This is a genomic window from Aliirhizobium cellulosilyticum, from assembly GCF_014198105.1.
GTDB classification, from domain to species: domain Bacteria; phylum Pseudomonadota; class Alphaproteobacteria; order Rhizobiales; family Rhizobiaceae; genus Neorhizobium; species Neorhizobium cellulosilyticum.
Genome location: NZ_JACIGW010000005.1, coordinates 227,301 through 246,891 on the forward strand (window position 1 = coordinate 227,301; position 19,591 = coordinate 246,891).

A 19,591-nucleotide genomic window follows, 5' to 3' on the forward strand; every position below is an offset into this window, starting at 1 on the left:
CCATTTCCGGTCTGTCGTTTACATGCGCGGCACGCTACAGCTTGGCGGACACCCCCGCGCAAAGATTCCCCTCATGTCCCATATACGCCCCCTCGTGCCCCTTCTCGTCACCGCAGGCATCCTGATCGGCGGAAACGGGCTTCAGGGAACCTATATCGCGCTGCGCGGCACAGCCGAGGGTTTCTCACCCACGGTCATCGGCATGATCGGTGCCGGATACAGCGTCGGTTTCGCCGTCGGCTGCATCTACGTTTCGCGACTGCTGCGATCGATCGGCCATATCCGCACATTTGCCGCGATGGCCGCGATCGGGGCCTCCTGTTCGATTGTCATGGCGCAGGTGATCGATCCCGTCGCATGGGCATTTCTGCGTTTCCTGATCGGCATTGCGGTCGCCAGCCTGTTTGCCACGGTCGAAAGCTGGATCAACGCAAAGGTCACCAATGAAAACAGGGCGAGAACGCTGTCGATCTACCGTTTCGTCGATCTCGGCTCCGTCACTTTCGCCCAATATCTCATCCCGACAGTCGGCATAGAAGGACAGGCGCTCTTCGCCATCATCTCGATCGCCATGACCTTGTCGCTGGTGCCGATTTCGGTCGCCGACAAATCCAGCCCCGCACCGCCGGATGCCGTGGCATTCGATCTAAAGGCCGTCTGGCAGATCTCACCGCTTGCCGTCGTCGGCGTTGTCGCCGTCGGCCTCTCCATGGCCGCCTTCCGCAATATCGGGCCGGTCTATGCGCATGAGATCGGCATGGATATCACCTCGATCGCTACCTTCATGAGCGCCGGCATCATCGGCGGCGTGGTGCTGCAATATCCGCTCGGGCTTTATTCCGACAAGCTGGACAGGCGGCGCGTCATTGTCTGGGCAACGATCGGCTCGATCCTGACCGGCGGTTATCTCTCCTTTGGTGCAGGCACGAACGAGACGGCCAATATCATTGCCGTATTCCTTTTCGGCGCATTTTCCATGCCGCTCTACTCGCTGTGTTCGGCACATGGAAACGACCACGCCAAGCCGGGACAATATGCGCTGGTTGCCGCCGGTCTGCTGTTCTTCTGGTCGGTCGGCGCGATCGTCGGCCCGCTGCTGGCCGCGACGCTACTCCAGTATCTCGGCCCACGCGCATTCTTTGCCTATACGTCCTTCATCTTTGCCGGTTTTCTGATCTTCACCATCATGCGCATGGGGGTAAGGCCGCCCGTGCCGCCATCGGAACGGCATTCCCGCTTCCGCGCCCTTTTGCGCACATCCGCCTATTTCAACCGGCTGGCGGCACCGCCTGAAAAAGATGACAGGGACTAACGCCTTAGCGAGCCTCTCCCGGTCTTGACATGCGCGGCTCAAAGGGAAAGGAAGGTTGAACACCGCACGTGAACGGACCAATGATCGAAACAACCGCAGCTCTTCAAGACGCCTGCGCCAAGCTGGCGCAATCGGATTTCATCACCATCGACACGGAGTTTCTGAGGGAAACGACGTTCTGGCCGGAACTCTGCCTCATCCAGATGGCAAGCCCGGACCTGGAGGTTCTCGTCGATCCGCTGGCAAAAGGGCTTGATCTTGCGCCCTTCTTCGAGCTGATGGCGAACTCCGCGGTGGTGAAGGTTTTCCATGCCGCACGGCAGGATATCGAAATCGTCCATCACCTCGGCAAGCTGGTGCCGCATCCGATCTTCGATACGCAGGTGGCAGCCATGGTCTGCGGTTTCGGCGACAGCGTCTCCTATGACCAGCTCGTCAGCCGCATCAAGAACGTCCATATCGACAAGTCATCCCGCTTCACCGACTGGAGCCGCCGGCCGCTTTCGGAGAAGCAGCTCGATTATGCGCTGGCCGACGTCACCCATCTCAGGGACGTCTATCTGTTCCTGAAAGAGCAGTTGGATCGCGAAGGCCGTGCCCTGTGGCTGACCGAGGAAATGGCGATCCTCGAAAACCCGTCCACCTACGACCTGCACCCGGACGACGCATGGCAGCGGCTTAAAGCCCGCCTGCGCAAACCGATCGAACTTGCCATCCTGAAATTCGTCGCCGCATGGCGCGAGCGGGAAGCCCGCAGTCGCAATGTGCCGCGTTCGCGCGTCTTGAAGGACGATGCGATCTACGAAATCGCCCAGCAGCAGCCGAAGGATAACGAAGCCCTCGGACGCCTGCGCACCATCCCCAAGGGCTGGGAGCGCTCGGCCTCGGGAACCGCCATCGTCGAAGCGGTCAATGCCGCGCTCGCATTACCGAAGGCCGAGATGCCGCATCCGCCCAAGCACGCCCACGTGCCCGAAGGCACGGCTGCCGCTGTCGAACTGCTCAAGGTTTTGCTCAAGCTCATCTCCGACAAGCAGGGAGTGGCAGCGAAGGTCATCGCAAATACGGATGATCTCGAAAAGATCGCTTCCGAAGGCGAGAATGCCAACGTGGCCGCTCTCTCAGGCTGGCGGAAAGAACTTTTCGGCGATACCGCACTGAAGCTGATCGAAGGCGGCGTAGCGCTGCGCTTCGTCGACAAGAAGGTCGAGGCGGTCGAGCTTTAAGCTCTGACGCCTGGACACTCCCGCCATCAGGGATGCATCTTCGCTCCCTTGGTGATCTTGTCGACCAGCTTCCTTTCCGCTCTCAGCGCGATGCCGACCAGCTTGGCATCGTCAGGGCCAAATCGCGAGAAGACCTCGCGATTGGCAGCATCGTGACCGGTCGCGAACATCTCTTCGATGTAGGCTGATGTGATGACTTCGCGCTCCAGAGAGCGCTTGTGGATTACACGCAGCGTCTCCTGATCGGAGCCAAGCACAACAATCGGCTGAATCGATAGCGGATTATAGACATTATCCACCATGTCCCGGTATGCTTCGCCAATGATCGCCGGTGACTGAGCGATAATGCCGCTCGTCAAAAATGCGGTAACGTTGAGCTTCTGCCAAGTGGCAAGGTCCTCGCGGACAACAATCGCGATCTTGGTATCGAACATGCAGGAAAACTCCATTCGGGGTATCGAAAGAGCAGAACACTTAGCGGCTGCCGGTACAGGCGGTCTTGAACGTTCGTGCAAAGGGCAATTTCGCGACGGGATGCGCGTTGCCACGCCGAGCCGGGGCGTCGAACGTATCGAGGCGCGCTTTCACGGAAACGGCTTTTCACCACACCGCCACGATACCTATGCGCTGGGGCTGACGCTTCATGGCGTGCAGACTTTTCGTTATCGTGGCGCGGAACGTTTCAGCAATCCGGGCAATGTCATCGTACTGCATCCCGACGAAGTGCACGACGGTGCGGCCGGTACCGATGACGGGCTGATCTACCGGATGATCTATCTGCCGCCCGAACGGATCGGGGCCGTTGGCGGGCATCGAAGCGCCCTGCCTTTCGTCGGAAATCCCGTCGTCGCGGATGCCGGCCTCTGGCAAGCGCTCGCCGATATTCTTGGCGATCTGGATCATGAACCGGATGACCTCGCGCTCGACGACGCGGTGATGCGGATCGCTACCAGTCTCACGCAACAGGCAAGCATACCCCGCAAGGGAGTGACTGCTACGGCTCGGATTGCGGTCCTCTCCGCCCGCGATTTCATTGAGGATCGCTGCAGCGAGGCGGTGCGTTCGGAGGATCTGGAGGCAATTACCGGCATCGACCGCTACGAACTGGCTCGGCAGTTCCGCCGGCTGCTCGGCACCAGCCCGCACCGCTATCTCGTCATGCGCCGACTGGAACAGGCCAAAAGGCTGATGTCGATCGGTACCGGGCTTGCCGAAACAGCAGCCGCCGCGGGATTTTCCGATCAGGCGCATTTTACCCGGCACTTCCGCAAGGCCTTCGGCATGACGCCGGGCCGCTGGAACGAATTACGCACCGGATCGCGATAATCGCGTGCAAATCTACGGCGATTTGGCCCGTCGAGAACTCCAGTCATCAAATCTTCATCACACCATCACCTGCCCGTCATGCGGGCATTCTATCGACGCTCGCATGTTTAATGCGAAACGATCAGGTGTTTCATGACCAAAACCTTTATCACTTCCGTTGCCATGGCCGCTCTGCTTGCCGGCTCCGCATTCGCGGACGACAAGGAGTTTCCGGCCAAGCTCGCCGGCCAGGCGATCCTGCCCGCGAACACAATGACGACTGCTCCATCAGATGCACCTGCGTTTCTGAAGACCTCCGGCAAGTTCACGACAGCGGGCAAGCGCGTCGAGAAACTCGGCACGGTCGACGGCAAGGACGGCGCTCGTGTTACCGATGTGAAGCTGCCGCTCGATGGCCAGCCGATCCAGGGCTTTTCCGGCATCAAGGCAATGGCTGACGGCACGTTCTGGACACTGTCAGACAACGGTTTCGGCTCCAAGGCAAATTCTTCCGACGCCATGCTCTTCCTGCATCAGGTAAAGTTCGACTGGGCCACCAACAAGGTGGACGTCGTCAAGAATATCTTCCTGTCCGACCCGAACAAGATTGCTCCCTTCCCGATCGTCATGGAAGGCTCCGAGAAGCGTTACCTGACGGGCGCCGATTTCGACATCGAGTCGATCCAGCCGGTTGCCGACGGGTTCTGGCTTGGCGAGGAATTCGGCCCCTACCTGATCAAGGTCGATGCGCTCGGCCAGCTGACCGACGTTATCGCCACGGTTGTCGATGGCAAGCCGGTGAAATCTCCTGACAATCCGACGCTTTCCATGCCGGCCAATCCGGCCGCCAAGATGCCGGTCTTCAACCTGAAGCGTTCTGGCGGTTATGAAGGCATGGCAATGTCGAAGGACGGCTCCAAGCTTTACGGCCTGCTGGAAGGCCCTCTCTTCCTCGAAGACGGCAAGGTCGAACAGGTCGATGGCCGCACCGCGCTTCGCGTCATCGAATTCGATATCGCCTCGAAGAACTGGACCGGCCGTTCCTGGCTCTATCCGCTGGCGGAAAAGGGCGTTGCGATCGGCGACTTCAACATGCTCGACGCAACGACTGCTCTCGTCATCGAGCGCGACAACGGCGCTGGCTCGAAGGACAAGGCCTGCGCCGATCCGAAACAGCCGAAGCCGGATTGCTTCGAGGCTCCGGCTGAATGGAAGCGCGTCTACAAGATCGAGTTCAACGATGCCAATGTCGGCAAGGCCGTCCGCAAGATCGGCTATATCGACCTGCTGAATATCCAGGATCCGGACAACAAGAAGAAGGTTGCGGGCGGCAAGGCCGGCATCTATGACATGCCCTTCGTGACGATCGAGAATGTCGATCAGGTCGACGCCACGCATATCGTCATCGGCAATGACAACAACCTGCCCTTCTCTGCCGGCCGTGCAGTCGACAAAGCCGACGACAACGAGTTCAGCCTGCTGGAAGTCGGTGAATTCCTGTCTGCAAAGTGACGGCGTTCGACACACTGATTGCAAAGGCGTCCGGTCAAACCGGGCGCCTTTCGCCGTTCGTCAATCCTGGATCACCATCTTCTGCTTCGCAATACCAGCCCAGCTCAAGCCGTAAACGCAGATCACCACGACGACGAATGCCGCAATCTGATAGACTTCGATCCGGTCCCCCAGAACGACAAAGGCGACAGCCATTGTCAGAGCCGGCCACGGGGTGGTGATCGAGCTTGCCAGCGACACGTCGATATGGCGTACGGCGTAGAACCAGATCATCAGCTCCAGGTAATAGACCAGTCCCATCAGGATCGAGATCGGCTGGAACAGTGCCCCCACAATATTGCCCATTCCGGGCACGGTGTTTGCCGGGATGAGGATCAGGGCGAGGAAAACGGTTGAAATGGCGACCCGGAAAAAGGTTACCTGTGCCGGCGTTATCGGCGTTCGTCCCAGTTCCTCCTTGATCAGAACATGCGCGATGCTCCACAGAAACGGTACGCCAAGCGACAGCAGAAACCAGTAGGATATCCCCGCCATCCGGAATGTGCCCGCGGTGGCGATATAATAGAGGGCGATGCACAGCGCCGATGTCAGGCCCAGTTCAAGCAAGTTTTTGCGGCGGCCAAGGAAGATCGTTTCAACGAGGATTGCAAAAAGCGGGTAGGCCTGCAGCGCTATGGCAGCATTGGCGGCACCGGCCTTTTCGGTACCAAGCACGTACAGATAGGTGGAGAGCCCGAACATCATGCCCGTGATCAGGCCGACGACAGCGACACGCCTTGCCTCACGCGGCGGCATGCTTGCGCCGAAAATACCCTTTTGTCCGCTTCTTCTTTCAAGCGCGAAAACAGGCGCCGCGAAGATCGTTTGCCAGAGCGACAGGGCGAAGGCAAAAGTCAGCGCATCGATGGCGACAGGGCGACTATTCGAAATGACCGGCATGATGCCCAAAAGAACAAGGCTGCCGAATGATAAAACCACCCCTTTGGCCGCAGACCGCTGAAACATTCCCTCAACCTTTGAAAAAGCATAGTGGCCGAAAATCATTGCACCCTTTGGTTGATTCAAGAAAATGAAATTGCCTATCTCGGCCAATTTGCCGCTGCACTAGGCATACCGCCGTCATCCGCGGCAACGTTTTCCGAGATCGCCCACTACTCACCGATGCTGTGCATGTTGTCTCCTCTCTGCCGCCCCTATCATCACGTGTAGTTGCAATACCTTTTTTTGGCTGCGGGACGAAGTGACTGTCGCAATCAGTCCTTCCCGTGCGTCCTTCGGGCATCGATCCGGCAAAACAGGAGGAAACGACCATGCCGAGCACGATCAAGTTGCACCGCGTCCTGGCAACCAGCCCTGAGAAGATCTATCGTGCCTTTATCGAGGCCGATGCGCTGACCAAATGGTTTCCGCCGAACGGTTTTACCTGCACCGTCCATCATCTCGATGCGAAGGTCGGCGGCACGTTCCGGATGTCCTTCCGCAACTTCACCACCGGCGAGAGCCACTTCTTCGGCGGCGAGTTTCATGAACTCGTTGCCGGCGAGCGAATCCGTTACACGGACCGGTTCGAAGACCCGAACCTGCCGGGCGAGATGCAGGTGACGATCCTGTTGAAGAAGGTTTCTGTCGGAACCGATCTGGACATCACCCAGGCGGGTGTGCCCGACATCATCCCGGCTGAAGCCTGTTACCTCGGCTGGCAGGAATGCCTGCGCAATCTCGCAAGGCTGGTGGAGCCGAATATAGAGGAATGATGCAGCACGGAAACGAAGGTCGGCGACGAAAAGCGCGCCGACCTTGCCTGATTATTCGAACTTGAAAGCCAGTCGCTTGCCGGTCAGCTTCGCCAGTTGCTGCAGACGTCCATCCAGACGCTCGCCGGCGAAATTCGCGTATTCGTGTGGAACAACGAATTCGAGATCGAGGTCCGGAGTTGTCGACTGGCGGAAAGTCAGGTGGTGGACGAGGCCTGGCATGGAGGCCGAGAACAGGTAAACCACGCGCAGCAGTCCGCCCAGGAGCTTGGCCAGATCCAAAAGGCGCGGCGTTGCAATGGTCGCCAGCGCGTCCGTATCGCCATTATCGCCGACGCCTTCGAAGCGGTAATAGTTGGCGAGCGCAAGATAGGCGCGGCCGGGATGGCTGATGCCGACGAAGGACGAATGGGCAATCACATTCATCGCCTGCGCGCCGCGATAATCCGGGTGTGCACGCCAGCTGATATCGGCGACGAGGCAGGCGGCACGCCGGTAGCGGCTTTCCTCTTCCGTCTCGTTGATGCCGAAAAACGGCACCATGCGACCGGTCCAGTCGGCAAGCTCTCGGGCATGTTCCGGAGAGCGGGCGCGCAGGATCGCGAGCTGGTCGGCGGCAACCAGAAGCGGATCCGCATCGCGTTCACTGTCCGGCAGCCGGGAATAGAGATAGCCTTCGCGCACGCCCTGCGCCGAGAAGGTGATCCTGGCGGGCTTCATGACGCTCAGCACTTCCTGCAGGGCGATCGCGCCATAGGGAAGAAGCGAGCGGCGGTTTTTGGAAACCGCCTGCCACGCGCCGTCTTTACTGTCCTTGGCCGCGATAACCTCGTCGAGGAACTTCTGCATTTCCTCGAGAGACAGTTCGTAGCCCTGCATCATGTGCAGCGGATAATTGGTCATCTCCATGTGCAGCTTGGCGATGTTACGCCATGTGCCGCCAACGGCATAGAAGGTCCGGCCTTCGCCTTTTTCGAGGAAACGGGCGGTATTGACCTGTTTGCGGGCGAAACTGCGCGCCTTGGCGAGCGAGTTGCCGGAGGATTCCGACAGTCTCAGGCCACCCAGCGGCAAAGTGATCCCACGGCCGAATTCGTGCCCCTTGATGTCGATGAGCTCAAGCGATCCACCACCGAGGTCGCCGGCAATGCCATCGACATCATAAAAACCACTGATGACACCGAGGGCGGAATATTTGGCTTCTTCCTCGCCGGAAAGAACCTGGATTTCCTGCCCGAGGATTTCTTCCGCATTGCGGATGAAATCGGGACCGTTGCTGGCTTCGCGGGCTGCCGCAGTCGCCAGAATATAGATATCCGTGGCACGCGCCTGATCGGAAAGCGCTTTGAAGCGCCGCAACGCAACCAGGGCGCGCTCGACGCCCTCGTCATCCATGCGACCATTCGCGCCAAGGCCCTTGCCCAGCCCGCACAGGACCTTCTCGTTGAAAAGGACCGTTGGAGCCCGGGTCAAGCCTTCGTAGACAACCAGACGAACGGAGTTGGATCCGATATCGATAACGGAAACAGGGGCGATGCCCGGGAGCCGCCCCTGAGCTTCAGAACTTACCATACTGCCTATTTCTTACGGCCAGACATTACTCCGGCAATCAGTTTCGGTGCGCTTGACTTCAAGGCTTCCCCGCGGCCGGAAAGGCTGGGGTTGGTCATGAAATAGTGCTGGGCGTTGAACGGTTCCTCACCCTGCCGCACCTCCATGCGCCTCGACGTCCCATCGGGCAGTATCTCGTAGCTCTGCTGGTTGTCAATCAGATTGCCCAGCATAATCTGTGATAGAACCTGTTCATGCACCGTTGGGTTGAGCAACGGTACCAGCGTCTCGACGCGGCGATCGAGATTGCGCGGCATCATGTCGGCGGAACCGATATAGACGAGCGCCTTGTCGGACGGCAGGCCTTGGCCGTTGCCGAAGCAGAAGATGCGGCTGTGTTCGAGGAAGCGGCCGACGATCGACTTGACGCGGATCTTGTCCGACAATCCGGGGACCTGCGGGCGCAGGCAGCAGATGCCGCGCACGACAAGCTCGACGTCAACACCGGCATGGCTGGCGCGATAAAGCGCATCGATGATTTCCGGATCGACCAGCGAATTCATCTTCATCCAGATCGCGGCCGGACGACCGGCCTTGGCATGCGCGATCTCCTCCTCGATATGGCGAAGGATACGCGGGCGCAGCGTATAGGGCGAAACCGCCAGCTTCATGCTTTCCTTCGGCTCGCCGTAACCGGTGATGAAGTTGAAGATATTCGCCATGTCGTGGGCGATCTTCGGATTGCAGGTGAAGAAGGACAGGTCGGTATAAATCTTGGCGGTGATCGGGTGGTAGTTGCCGGTGCCGAGGTGGCAATAGGTCCTGAGTTTGCCGTCTTCACGGCGAACCACCATCGACATCTTGGCGTGGGTCTTCAGTTCGATGAAGCCGAACACGACCTGCACGCCGGCGCGTTCAAGGTCGCGCGCCCAGCGGATATTCGCCTCTTCGTCGAAGCGCGCCTTCAGCTCGACCAGAGCCGTCACCGACTTGCCCATTTCGGCCGCGTCGATCAACGCCCGGACGATCGGGCTGTCGTTCGAGGTTCTGTAGAGGGTCTGCTTGATGGCAAGCACGTCGGGGTCGCGGGCGGCCTGCAAAAGGAACTGCACAACCACGTCAAAGCTTTCATACGGATGGTGGACCACCATGTCCTTTTCGCGGATGGCTGCAAGGCAGTCGCCAGCATGGTCGCGAACCCGCTCCGGAAATCGGGCATTGTAGCTTTCGAAACGCAGGTCCTCGCGCGGCGCCTTGGTTATTTCCGACATCGTGTTCAGCGCCAACAGGCCCGGCAGAACCGCAACGCGGTTTTCCGGCACGCCGAGTTCCTGAACCACGAACTGGCGCAGTGATGCCGGCATTTCGCTATCGGTCTCGATGCGGATGACCTTGCCGCGGCGGCGGCGCTTCAGGGCCGTCTCGAAGAAACGAACCAAATCTTCGGCTTCTTCTTCCACTTCAAGATCGCTGTCTCGAATGATGCGGAAGGTGCCGGCGCCCTTGACCTCGTAGCCGGGGAACAGCCGGTCGGTGAACATGCCGACCACGTCTTCGAGGGTGATGTAACGGACTGTCGTCCCTTCGTCAGGCAGGCGGACAAAGCGGTCGAGCGTGGTGGGAAGACGAAGCAGCCCCGTCATCGGCTCCTTGCCATGCAGGCTGTGCAGCTGCAGGCCCATGGAGAAGCCGAGATTGGGAATGAAGGGGAACGGATGCGCCGGATCGATGGCGAGCGGCGTCAGAACCGGGAACAGGTCTTCCTCGAAATCGGTCGCAAGCCACGCCTTGTCTTCTGCAGACAGGGCGTTCGGGCGAACGATAAGGATGTCTTCCTGCGCCAGATATTGCTGCAGCACGGCGAGCGACGCCTGCTGTTCCATCTGCAGATTGTCGATTTCCTGCAGGATCGAATCGAGCTGCTCGGCCGGCGTCTTCCCGTCGGGGCTGCGGATTACGATGCCCTGGCGCACCTGACCTTCGAGGCCGGCAACGCGTACCATGAAGAATTCGTCGAGGTTGGCGGCGGAAATTGACAGGAAGCGAACCCGCTCGAGAAGCGGGTGGGCTGTGTTCAGCGTTTCTTCCAGAACGCGGCGGTTGAACTGCAACCAGGAGAATTCACGATTGATGAACCGGTCGGAGCTTGCAAGTTGCTCCTCGAAGCTCGGGATCGCGTCAACAACGACTTCTTTGGTTTCCGGTGTTTCGGCGATCTGGTCCATGAGCTCCATCCTCAGTGTTAAGCCTTTCGGCCGTATAATGTTTTGACGACGGAACTGTGACAGTCAATCTCCTGCGTCGGCTTGACCGAAACTCTCCAGCACTTCTGCCGCCAGCGCCCGGTTGATACGGGTGCCACGTGAAAGAGCCAGATGGTCCAGTTGTTCGACCACCCGCTGCGCCGTATCGAGCGAACGCTCCATCCGGTTGACGATATAGCTGATCAGTTTGTCATCAATGTTAAGCTGCCGGTCGGAAAACAGCTTGATCATCACCTGAGCGAGAAGTTCCTCGTCAGGCTCGCCGATTTCCACCACCGTCGCGGCCTTGAGACGCGATTTCAGGTCCGGCAGGTCCACGGCCCATGAGGTCGGCCAGAGCCGTGATGTCATCAGCAATGTCTGGCCATGCTGGCGCACGGCGTTGATGACATGGAAAAGCTCGGCATCGTCAAAACCGCGGCGATCGGCATCCTCGAACAGCACCGGACCACCTGCGGCAATCTGCGATGCGTTGGAACCGGAGACGGGATGAATTTCCTGCGCACCCGACTGTTCGCGCCAGATATGGGCGAGATGCGACTTGCCCGATCCGACCGGGCCGGCGAGCACCACGACCGGCGACGGCCAGTTGGGCCATTCGTCGACGATCGACACGGCTGCGGCCATGCGTTCGGAAACCATGAGGTCGTCCCTACCGCGGGCGGCATCATGGGAAAATTGCAGGGGCAGTTGTTCGCCCTTGCCTTGCGGGCGGTCCATAGGGTCAGTCATCAATTTCAGTTATTCTTAGGAGCTTCGATTTCACGCGGGTCGTTCTGGTGATCGACTGCGTGGGCTGCGCCCTCCTCCCAGGGGAGTTCGGCGGAGCGGCCATAATAGATATCGCTATCAAGATATCGTGCCAAGGCGAAACGGACAAGCACGCCAACCACCGCAGCCGCGGGTACGGCGATGAGAAGGCCGACAAAGCCGAAAAGCGCGCCGAAGGCAAACAGGGCAAACATCAGCCAGACCGGATGAAGGCCGACACTCTGGCCGACCAGCTTAGGCTGCAGGATATTGCCCTCAAGGAACTGGCCGGAGAAGAAGACGGCGGCTACCGCGAGGATCCAGGGGAAATCCGGCCAGAACTGCACGAGCGCCACGCCGATCGCCATCACCAGTCCGATGAGCGAACCGATATAGGGGATGAACGAGATCATGCCGGCGACGAAGCCGATCAGCAGGCCGAAATTCAGCCCGACGAGCGAGAGGCCGACTGCGTAATAAATGCCGAGGATGAGGCAGAGCGAGCCTTGGCCGCGGATGAAGCCGGCAACCGACTGGTCCATATCGCGGGCGATCTGGCGCACGATCTGCACCTGATCCCGAGGGATCCAGCTATCGACCTTGCGCACCATGCGATCCCAGTCGAGCAGGATGTAGAAGGCGACGACCGGGGTGACGACCAGCAGCGACATGACGTCGACGATCGCCTTGCCGGAATTCCAGATCTGCGCCAGTAAGGATCCGACAAAACCTGCCCCTTGGCTCAGCACCTGGGAAAAGTTCTCCTTCACCGTTTCGATCTGGGTCGAGACCCAGGGCGGCAGGAAGGATGTCTGCGGGCTGGAGATGATCTGCTGCAGTTCTGTGAGGTAGCCCGGGAGTGCCGCCGCAAACTGGGTGAACTGGCTGATAATGATCGGGATGACCAGCATCAATGCCAGCACGAATATGGTGACGAAGCAGACGAGAATAACGATCGTCGCCATGGTGCGGCTGAGGCCCCGCCGTTCAAGCCAGTCGGCAACCGGATCCAGGAAATAGGCGAGCGCCATGCCGGCCACGAAGGGCAGAAGGATGGACGAAAAAAACCACAAGAAAAGAATGAAGCCGACAAGCACGCCTAGCCAGAACAGGATGTGGCGCTTCAGGCTTGCGCCACTGACGTGATACGGCATGTCTGCTCCTTGTCGATCGCTATTCGCGTTTCCATGGCATATGAGGGGCTTGCCGGACGAGGTCAAGTTCACATCCCGGTTAGCGAGCATGCCTGTGAAATGCCTTCAAAACATGGCCGAAACGCTTGCATATCCGGGCGCGTCGTGCAATTGGCGGCAGCTTATAGTTCCCTTTGGGTCCGGACTGGAGATGGATTATGAGCGAGGCAGGCAAGAACGGTCTCACCTATAGCGATGCAGGCGTCGATATCGATGCCGGTAACCTGATGGTCGAGAAGATCAAGCCGGCGGTGCGTTCCACCCGGCGCCCTGGTGCTGACGGCGAGATTGGCGGTTTCGGCGGCCTCTTCGACCTGAAGGCAGCAGGCTTCAATGACCCGATCCTGGTTGCCGCCAATGACGGCGTCGGTACCAAGCTGAAGATCGCCATCGACGCGGATTTCCATGACACGGTCGGCATCGACCTCGTTGCCATGTGCGTCAACGACCTCGTCGTTCAGGGTGCGGAACCGCTTCTGTTCCTCGATTATTACGCTACCGGCAAGCTCGATCCCGATCAGGGTGCTGCGATCGTCAAGGGCATTGCAGCGGGCTGCGTCGAATCCGGCTGCGCGCTGATCGGCGGCGAGACGGCCGAAATGCCGGGCATGTATTCCGACGGCGATTACGACCTTGCAGGTTTTGCAGTCGGTGCTGCCGAACGCGGCCAGCTTCTGCCGGCCGGCGATATCGCTCCCGGCGACGTCATTCTCGGTCTCACCTCTTCCGGCGTTCATTCCAACGGTTTCTCGCTGGTGCGCAAGATCGTCTCGCTCTCCGGCCTCGGCTGGGATGCCCCTGCCCCGTTCGCGGCAGACAAGAAGCTCGGCGAAGCGCTGCTAACCCCGACCCGCATCTATGTGAAGCCGCTTCTGAAGGCGATCCGCGAGACGCATGCCTTGAAGGCGCTTGCCCACATCACTGGCGGCGGTTTTCCGGAAAACATTCCGCGCGTCCTGCCGAAGCATCTCGCAGCAGAGATCGAGCTTGGCAACATCCCAGTTCCGGCCGTGTTCTCATGGCTGGCGAAAACCGGCGGTGTCGAGCCGAAGGAAATGCTGCGCACCTTCAACTGCGGCATCGGCATGATCATCGTCGTGTCTGAAGAGAACGCCAAGGCGGTGACCGACGTGCTCTCCGCCGAAGGCGAGACGGTCGTACAGCTCGGCCGCATGGTAGAGCGCGCTGAGGGCGGTGCCGGCGTCATCTACAAGGGTACGCTCGGCCTGTAATTTCTCAATGTCTTGAGGATGAGATCATGAACTCGGCCAAAAAGCGCGTCGTCGTCTTCATCTCTGGCGGCGGCTCCAACATGGTATCGCTGGCCGATGCCTGTGCTGAACCCGGTTTTCCTGCAGAGATCGTAGCGGTTATCTCCGATAAGCCGACTGCCGGCGGGCTCGCCAAGGCCGAGGCGCGCGGCATCAGGACTTACGTGTTCGAACGCAAGGCCTATGCCGGCAAGGCAGAGCATGAGAATGCAATCCTTGAGACGCTTGCCGATATCAATCCGGACATCATCTGTCTTGCCGGTTACATGCGGCTGATCTCAGGCGATTTCATCCGCCCCTATGAGGGCCGCATTCTCAACATCCACCCTTCCCTGCTGCCGCTTTTCCCCGGTCTCCACACGCATCAGCGTGCCATCGACGCCGGCATGAAGATCGCCGGCTGCACCGTACATTTCGTCACCGAAGGCATGGACGAAGGCCCGATCGTGGCGCAGGCTGCCGTGCCGGTGATCACCGACGACACCGCCGACATGCTGGCAGGGCGGGTGCTGACGGTTGAGCACGAGCTCTATCCGATGGCGTTGAAGCTGCTTGCCGAGGGCAAGGTGCGGATGGAAAGGGGACGGGCGGAATTCACACCTGCAGATGACGCGGCTATTGCCGATCAACGGATCGTCTCCGCAGGTCTATAAGCCCAAGCCCCTCCCTGATTGACCGTCGTTTTGACCAGCCTTATCCTGTACGAGACAGGCGGAGCCTTGCCATGACGATTACAGTCAATATCGGCGATGCCGATCTCAACGAGTTGCTTGCAAAACTGGAAGCAGGCGAGGATGTCGTCCTCACGCGTGACGGCGTGCCGATGGCACGATTGACGTCTCTAGCGGAAGAAACGTTCGATCGCGAGGCGCGGATGAAAGTCTTGGAAGAGGTGAAGGCCTTTCGTGACACGATGCCACGAGTAACCCAAGAAGAAATTGCCGAATGGAAAGCCATAGGTAGGCGCTAATGACGGACTTTGTCGTTGACGCTTCCGTCGCGTGTAGCTGGGTATTGCCGGACGAAGCATCAACAATCGGCGACACAGCATATGCGCGACTTCAGACCAATAGAGCGCTGGTTCCTGACTTGTTCTGGCATGAAGCGCGAAACGTGCTGATGATGACCTATAGGCCGAAGCGTATCGATTTTGCCATGGTCGCGACAGCTATGGCAATGCTGCGCATGCTACCTATTCGCACACTTGGTCAACCGCATGATCAACCGATCTTCACACTCGCCGAGCGCCATAATCTCACTGCGTATGATGCGGCCTATCTGGCCTTGGCTCTTGAGACCAAGTTGCCGCTCGCAACTCTCGACAAGCAATTGATTACCGCAGCGACACAGGGAAACGTGCTGCTGCTCGCGTAGCCGATAGCCTCAAGCCGCCATCATCTGCAACGGGTGCAAGGTCCCATCGCTATAGACGAAGCGGCCGTCGCGGAAGGTGGCGCGGATGCGGTGGACATCGCCGGTCTCGACGGCGACGAGATCGGCGCGCTGGCCAATCGATATCTCGCCGCGATCGGTGAGGCCTGCCGCACGGGCAGCATTCGACGTTGCCATGGCGACGGCCTTGGGCAGGCCGATCGTCATGATGTCGGCGAGCCTGAAGATCGCGGGAACGAAGGCGGCCGGGTGATAGTCCGCTGCAATCGTAGAGAGAAGGCCGGCGCTGGCCGCATCGAGCGCACTCAGATTGCCTGACATGGAGCTGCCGCGCAGAGCATTCGGCGCGCCCATCAGCGTATGGAGGCCGCGACGGATGGCTTCCTCGGCCGCAGCCATGGTCACCGGAAACTCGCTGATCGTGACGCCGAGATCGAACATCTCGATGACTTTCTGGGCGCTGTCGTCATCATGCGAAGCAAGCGACAGTCCGTGCTTTTTCGAGAGCGCGACGATTTCCTTCAATCGTGTCTCGATTTCCGGGTTACTGCGCATCTCGATACGCTTGTTGATCATCGCCTGCGCGGTCTCGATCGAGATCGAACGGCGCTCCGACATGCTCAGCACATAGGCTTCGATATTGTTATACTGGCCCTGCCCCGGCGTGTGGTCGGTCAGCGATACCATGTCGATCTCTCCTGCCTCCAGCAGCCGCTCCAGCGTTGCTGCTGCACCGACATTGGTGATCTCGTAACGGGCATGGACGCGATGGTCGATCAGGAGATCCTCGCGCAGCCGGTTGATGCCCTCGATCACCGCTGAGGTCGTTTCCAGCGAACGGACATTGCCGTAGACACTTTCGGTGGCGAAGGAGACGGCGGCATAAGCAGTCGTCACGCCATGAGCCGCAAGTTTCTTGTCCAACTCATGGATGCCGAAATCGATCGGCATCTCCGCCTTGGGGCGCGGGGAAATCTCGCGCTCGATCATGTCGCCGTGCAGATCGACGAAACCCGGCATCAGATAACGCCCGCCACCGTCGATCACCGCATCGGCAACCGCTTCATCACGGATTTCGGCGATCGCGCCGTCCTCGATCCGAACCGATCCGCCTTCAACGATCTGGTCCGGCAAAACGAGGGTGAAATTGCCGAGCCACATGATCATCTCCTAATGCTTTCGGTCTGTCGGCTGGAGCCGTTAGGCGCGTTTCGTGACATTCGTATGAAACCGCGAAGATTTCACAAAGAGCGTGCGTCTCAGGCCGAAGCCAGCTCCGCACGATGCAGCATTGCCCACTGCAATGCGATGATCGTCTTGGCATCGGTGATTTCGCCGGTGGCGATCATCCGGTAGGCGTCGTCGAGGCCGAGTGTGACGACTTCGATATCCTCCGCCTCACCTGCAAGGCCGCCGCCGAGACCGGTCCGCCTGTCCGCATCGACGCTGGCGATGAAGAGCGACAGCTTTTCCGTCAGCGCGCCGGGGCTCGCATGGACATCACAGATATAGCGCGCCTTCTCTATGCTGAAACCGGTCTCTTCCATCGCCTCGCGGACCACGGCTTCGGCCGGGATTTCACCTGCATCCACGAGGCCCGCCGGGATTTCCAGCATGTAGGCCGGGTCGCCATTTGCAAATGCGCCGGAGCGGAATTGGCGGACGAGAGTGATGGTATCGTCGACTGGATTATGCAGAAGGATGGCAGCGGCACTACCGTGATCATGGACCTCGCGATCGACCGTAACGACGCGCCCGTCCGGCATGCGCTGTTCGAAGGTGAGCATCTCCAACGTCACGAACCCCTTCCACAGGGTCTTTCTCGATACGAGGCGCACCCGCTCTGCTTCGGAAGTGTCGATGTCGATCATGTCCGTTCCTGTACTTCTGATTCTTGTCGATGATGCAGGATCAGCTCTTGCGGAGCCAGACCTTGTTGTCGTGAACGGCGGCACCACCGAAGGGAGCGACAGGATCGGCGCCGGTCAGGACGTTGATCCCCTCCCCATCGAGATGTGCGTCGTTCGGCCACAGACCTTCGGCGATCAACACCCCCGGCTTTGCGCCCGGCACCAGCCTCGCATGAAGGCGGATCTCGCCACGTAGATTGCCAAGACAGACGATATCGCCATCGACGACGCCCAGACGTTCGGCATCGGTCGGTTCGATCATCACTTCCGGCCGGCCTTCCTTCTGGATCGAGCTTTTCGTCTCGGCAAAGCTGGAATTCAGAAAGCTGCGCGATGGCGAGGTCGCCAGCCGGAACGGATGTTCGGCATCGACCGTCTCGATTACCGCGACATGGTCCGGAAAACGCGGCAGTTCCGTGTGTGGGCCGAGCGGACCGACGCTATCCGGTGTGCGGTCGGGCGAAGGGCCGTTTATCCAGTCCGGCGAGAAGCGGAATTTTCCATCCGGATAACCGAAACCGTTGATGTAATGGGCGGTATCGAAATCCGGCTGGGCGTCGATCCACTTGTCGGCCTTCAGATCCTCATAGGAGCCCCAGCCACTATCTTCGAGAATGCGGTCTATATGGCTGCGCTCATCCTTGCCGAAACCGGCAAAATGATAGACGCCGAGGCGCTTTGCCAGTTCCTCGATGACGAAGAGATTGGTGCGTACGGTCGATGGCGGCTCGACCAGCTTGGGGCCGAGTAGGATATGCTGCTGGCCGCCGGCGCGATATAGATCGTCATGTTCGAGGAACATGGTCGCCGGCAGCACGATATCGGCCATTTTGGCCGTATCGGTCATGAACTGTTCGTGCACGGCGGTGAACAGGTCGTCGCGCAAAAATCCCTGTTTCACGAGGCGCTGCTCCGGCGCGATGTTCATCGGATTGGTGTTCTGGATCAGAAGCGCCGTGACCGGGCCCCGATGACGCAGAGCCACCGGATCGCCGGTCAGCACGCGGCCGATCTGCGACTGGTCGAGCATGCGGATCTCGGGGTCCATATAGGCCGTGCCCATCAGCTCGGACTTGTTCAGCCGAAAGATCTCGCCGTTGTTATGGAAGGCGCCGCCGCCTTCGTATTGCCAAGAGCCGAGAACGGTCGCGACGGACAATGCGGCATGCATGGCCGCCGTGCCGTTGCGCTGGCGGGAAAAACCGTAGCCGAGGCGGAAGAAGGTTTTCTTCGTCGTGCCGATCAGACGAGCGAAATCCTCGATCTCCTCGACCGAAAGACCGGTGATTTCCGACGCCCATTGCGGCGTGCGGGATTTCAGGTGCGCTTCGAGGCCAGCCGGGTCATCGGCATATTTCGCCATATACTCGCGGTCGGCATAACCGTCGCGGAAGGCGATATGCATCAGGGCGCAGGCGAGCGCGGCATCCGTGCCGGGACGAAGGACGATCTTTACGTCCGCCTGTTTCATCGTCGGATTGTCGTAGATGTCGACGACGACGATCTTCGCGCCGCGTTCCTTGCGGGCCTTGATCGCATGGGTCATGACATTAATCTGGGTGGCAACCGCATTGGTGCCCCAGATAACGACGCAATCGGACTTCGCCATCTCGCGCGGATCGGGACCCCGTAGAGCGCCCGTGCCCATCACGTAACCGGTCCAGGCCATGTTGGTGCAGATCGTGCCCATGAAGCCCGAATATTTCTTGGCATGCCGCAGCCGCTCGATACTGTCGCGCTGTACCTGCCCCATCGTGCCTGCGTAAAAATACGGCCAGACGGCTTCGGACCCATGTTTCGCTTCAGCCTTGATGAATGCGTCGGCGATCTCGTCGAGCGCAGCCTGCCAGGAAAGCTCCTGCCAGTTGCCATCGCCCTTCGCCCCTTTGCGGCGCTGCGGCACCATGAGACGGCCCGGATGGTAGATGCGCTCGGAATAGCGCGCGACCTTGGCGCAGATGACGCCCGCCGTATAGGTATTGTCCGACGACCCGCGCACGCGGCCGATCCTGCCGTCCTCGGTCAGATCAACATCCAGCGCGCAGGCGCTCGGACAGTCGTGCGGACAGACGGTATGGCCGACTGAATTGTGGCCGGGCTTGCTTTTGGCAGAGATGGGGGTCGCGATGTTCATGGGTTTTCTATATTGCA

At 59.6% G+C, this 19,591-nt stretch carries 18 protein-coding genes; 9 read left to right on the top strand and 9 right to left on the bottom strand.

Annotated features, from left to right (window positions below; translation table 11 throughout):
- Positions 1 to 73 precede the first annotated feature (73 nt).
- The gene (locus GGE33_RS20350; RefSeq protein ID WP_183827174.1) at positions 74 to 1,312 is read left to right on the top strand and encodes an MFS transporter; all 1,239 of its coding nucleotides are present in this window, start codon (positions 74 to 76) and stop codon (positions 1,310 to 1,312) included.
- Between the two features lie 80 nt (positions 1,313 to 1,392).
- Positions 1,393 to 2,538, top strand: a complete 1,146-nt coding sequence (gene rnd, locus GGE33_RS20355; RefSeq protein WP_183827177.1) for a ribonuclease D — start codon at positions 1,393 to 1,395, stop codon at positions 2,536 to 2,538.
- A gap of 26 nt (positions 2,539 to 2,564) precedes the next feature.
- On the opposite strand, the gene GGE33_RS20360 is transcribed toward rnd, so the two are convergent.
- A complete protein-coding gene (locus tag GGE33_RS20360) occupies positions 2,565 to 2,972 on the bottom strand; it encodes a DUF2000 family protein (protein WP_148145355.1) in 408 nt (135 codons plus the stop codon).
- A 100-nt stretch (positions 2,973 to 3,072) separates the two neighbouring features.
- On the opposite strand from GGE33_RS20360, the gene GGE33_RS20365 reads away from it, so the two are divergent.
- A complete protein-coding gene (locus GGE33_RS20365) occupies positions 3,073 to 3,864 on the top strand; it encodes an AraC family transcriptional regulator (RefSeq protein WP_246436304.1) in 792 nt (263 codons plus the stop codon).
- Between the two features lie 132 nt (positions 3,865 to 3,996).
- Positions 3,997 to 5,355, top strand: coding sequence for an esterase-like activity of phytase family protein (locus GGE33_RS20370; RefSeq protein ID WP_183827183.1), 1,359 nt, complete (start codon positions 3,997 to 3,999; stop codon positions 5,353 to 5,355).
- A 60-nt stretch (positions 5,356 to 5,415) separates the two neighbouring features.
- On the opposite strand, the gene GGE33_RS20375 is transcribed toward GGE33_RS20370, so the two are convergent.
- Complete coding sequence (locus GGE33_RS20375) at positions 5,416 to 6,360, bottom strand: DMT family transporter (RefSeq protein ID WP_183827186.1); 945 nt, start codon at positions 6,358 to 6,360, stop codon at positions 5,416 to 5,418.
- A gap of 305 nt (positions 6,361 to 6,665) precedes the next feature.
- On the opposite strand from GGE33_RS20375, the gene GGE33_RS20380 reads away from it, so the two are divergent.
- Entirely contained in the window at positions 6,666 to 7,109 is a 444-nt protein-coding gene (locus tag GGE33_RS20380) for an SRPBCC family protein (protein WP_183827189.1), read from the top strand.
- 51 nt (positions 7,110 to 7,160) lie between these two features.
- Here GGE33_RS20380 and ppx read toward each other — a convergent pair whose 3' ends face one another.
- The 4 genes from ppx to GGE33_RS20400 form a co-directional block, all read right to left on the bottom strand.
- A complete protein-coding gene (gene ppx / locus GGE33_RS20385) occupies positions 7,161 to 8,681 on the bottom strand; it encodes an exopolyphosphatase (RefSeq protein WP_183827192.1) in 1,521 nt (506 codons plus the stop codon).
- A 5-nt stretch (positions 8,682 to 8,686) separates the two neighbouring features.
- Positions 8,687 to 10,885, bottom strand: a complete 2,199-nt coding sequence (locus GGE33_RS20390) for an RNA degradosome polyphosphate kinase (RefSeq protein WP_183827195.1) — start codon at positions 10,883 to 10,885, stop codon at positions 8,687 to 8,689.
- A gap of 63 nt (positions 10,886 to 10,948) precedes the next feature.
- Positions 10,949 to 11,656 (bottom strand): DnaA regulatory inactivator HdaA, encoded by a 708-nt coding sequence (gene hdaA, locus GGE33_RS20395; RefSeq protein WP_183827198.1) that lies wholly within the window; start codon positions 11,654 to 11,656, stop codon positions 10,949 to 10,951.
- Between the two features lie 5 nt (positions 11,657 to 11,661).
- Positions 11,662 to 12,828: an AI-2E family transporter gene (locus GGE33_RS20400; protein ID WP_183827201.1), complete on the bottom strand. Its 1,167-nt coding sequence runs from the start codon at positions 12,826 to 12,828 to the stop codon at positions 11,662 to 11,664.
- Positions 12,829 to 13,025: 197 nt separating this feature from the next.
- On the opposite strand from GGE33_RS20400, the gene purM reads away from it, so the two are divergent.
- The 4 genes from purM to GGE33_RS20420 all read left to right on the top strand — a co-directional run bounded on the left by purM (position 13,026) and on the right by GGE33_RS20420 (position 15,512).
- Complete coding sequence (gene purM / locus GGE33_RS20405; RefSeq protein WP_183827227.1) at positions 13,026 to 14,099, top strand: phosphoribosylformylglycinamidine cyclo-ligase; 1,074 nt, start codon at positions 13,026 to 13,028, stop codon at positions 14,097 to 14,099.
- 26 nt (positions 14,100 to 14,125) lie between these two features.
- On the top strand, positions 14,126 to 14,791 hold the full coding sequence (purN, locus tag GGE33_RS20410; RefSeq protein WP_183827230.1) for a phosphoribosylglycinamide formyltransferase: 666 nt from the start codon (positions 14,126 to 14,128) through the stop codon (positions 14,789 to 14,791).
- 71 nt (positions 14,792 to 14,862) lie between these two features.
- Entirely contained in the window at positions 14,863 to 15,108 is a 246-nt protein-coding gene (locus tag GGE33_RS20415) for a type II toxin-antitoxin system Phd/YefM family antitoxin (RefSeq protein ID WP_183827233.1), read from the top strand.
- Entirely contained in the window at positions 15,108 to 15,512 is a 405-nt protein-coding gene (locus GGE33_RS20420; protein ID WP_183827236.1) for a type II toxin-antitoxin system VapC family toxin, read from the top strand. The genes GGE33_RS20415 and GGE33_RS20420 overlap by 1 nt, the downstream gene beginning before the upstream one ends.
- 9 nt (positions 15,513 to 15,521) lie before the next feature.
- Here GGE33_RS20420 and GGE33_RS20425 read toward each other — a convergent pair whose 3' ends face one another.
- The 3 genes from GGE33_RS20425 to GGE33_RS20435 form a co-directional block, all read right to left on the bottom strand.
- Positions 15,522 to 16,691: an alpha-D-ribose 1-methylphosphonate 5-triphosphate diphosphatase gene (locus tag GGE33_RS20425; RefSeq protein WP_183827239.1), complete on the bottom strand. Its 1,170-nt coding sequence runs from the start codon at positions 16,689 to 16,691 to the stop codon at positions 15,522 to 15,524.
- Between the two features lie 98 nt (positions 16,692 to 16,789).
- Positions 16,790 to 17,401 (bottom strand): NUDIX domain-containing protein, encoded by a 612-nt coding sequence (locus GGE33_RS20430; RefSeq protein ID WP_183827243.1) that lies wholly within the window; start codon positions 17,399 to 17,401, stop codon positions 16,790 to 16,792.
- Between the two features lie 40 nt (positions 17,402 to 17,441).
- Positions 17,442 to 19,574, bottom strand: coding sequence for a molybdopterin-containing oxidoreductase family protein (locus tag GGE33_RS20435; protein WP_183827246.1), 2,133 nt, complete (start codon positions 19,572 to 19,574; stop codon positions 17,442 to 17,444).
- Between the last annotated feature and the right edge of the window lie 17 nt (positions 19,575 to 19,591).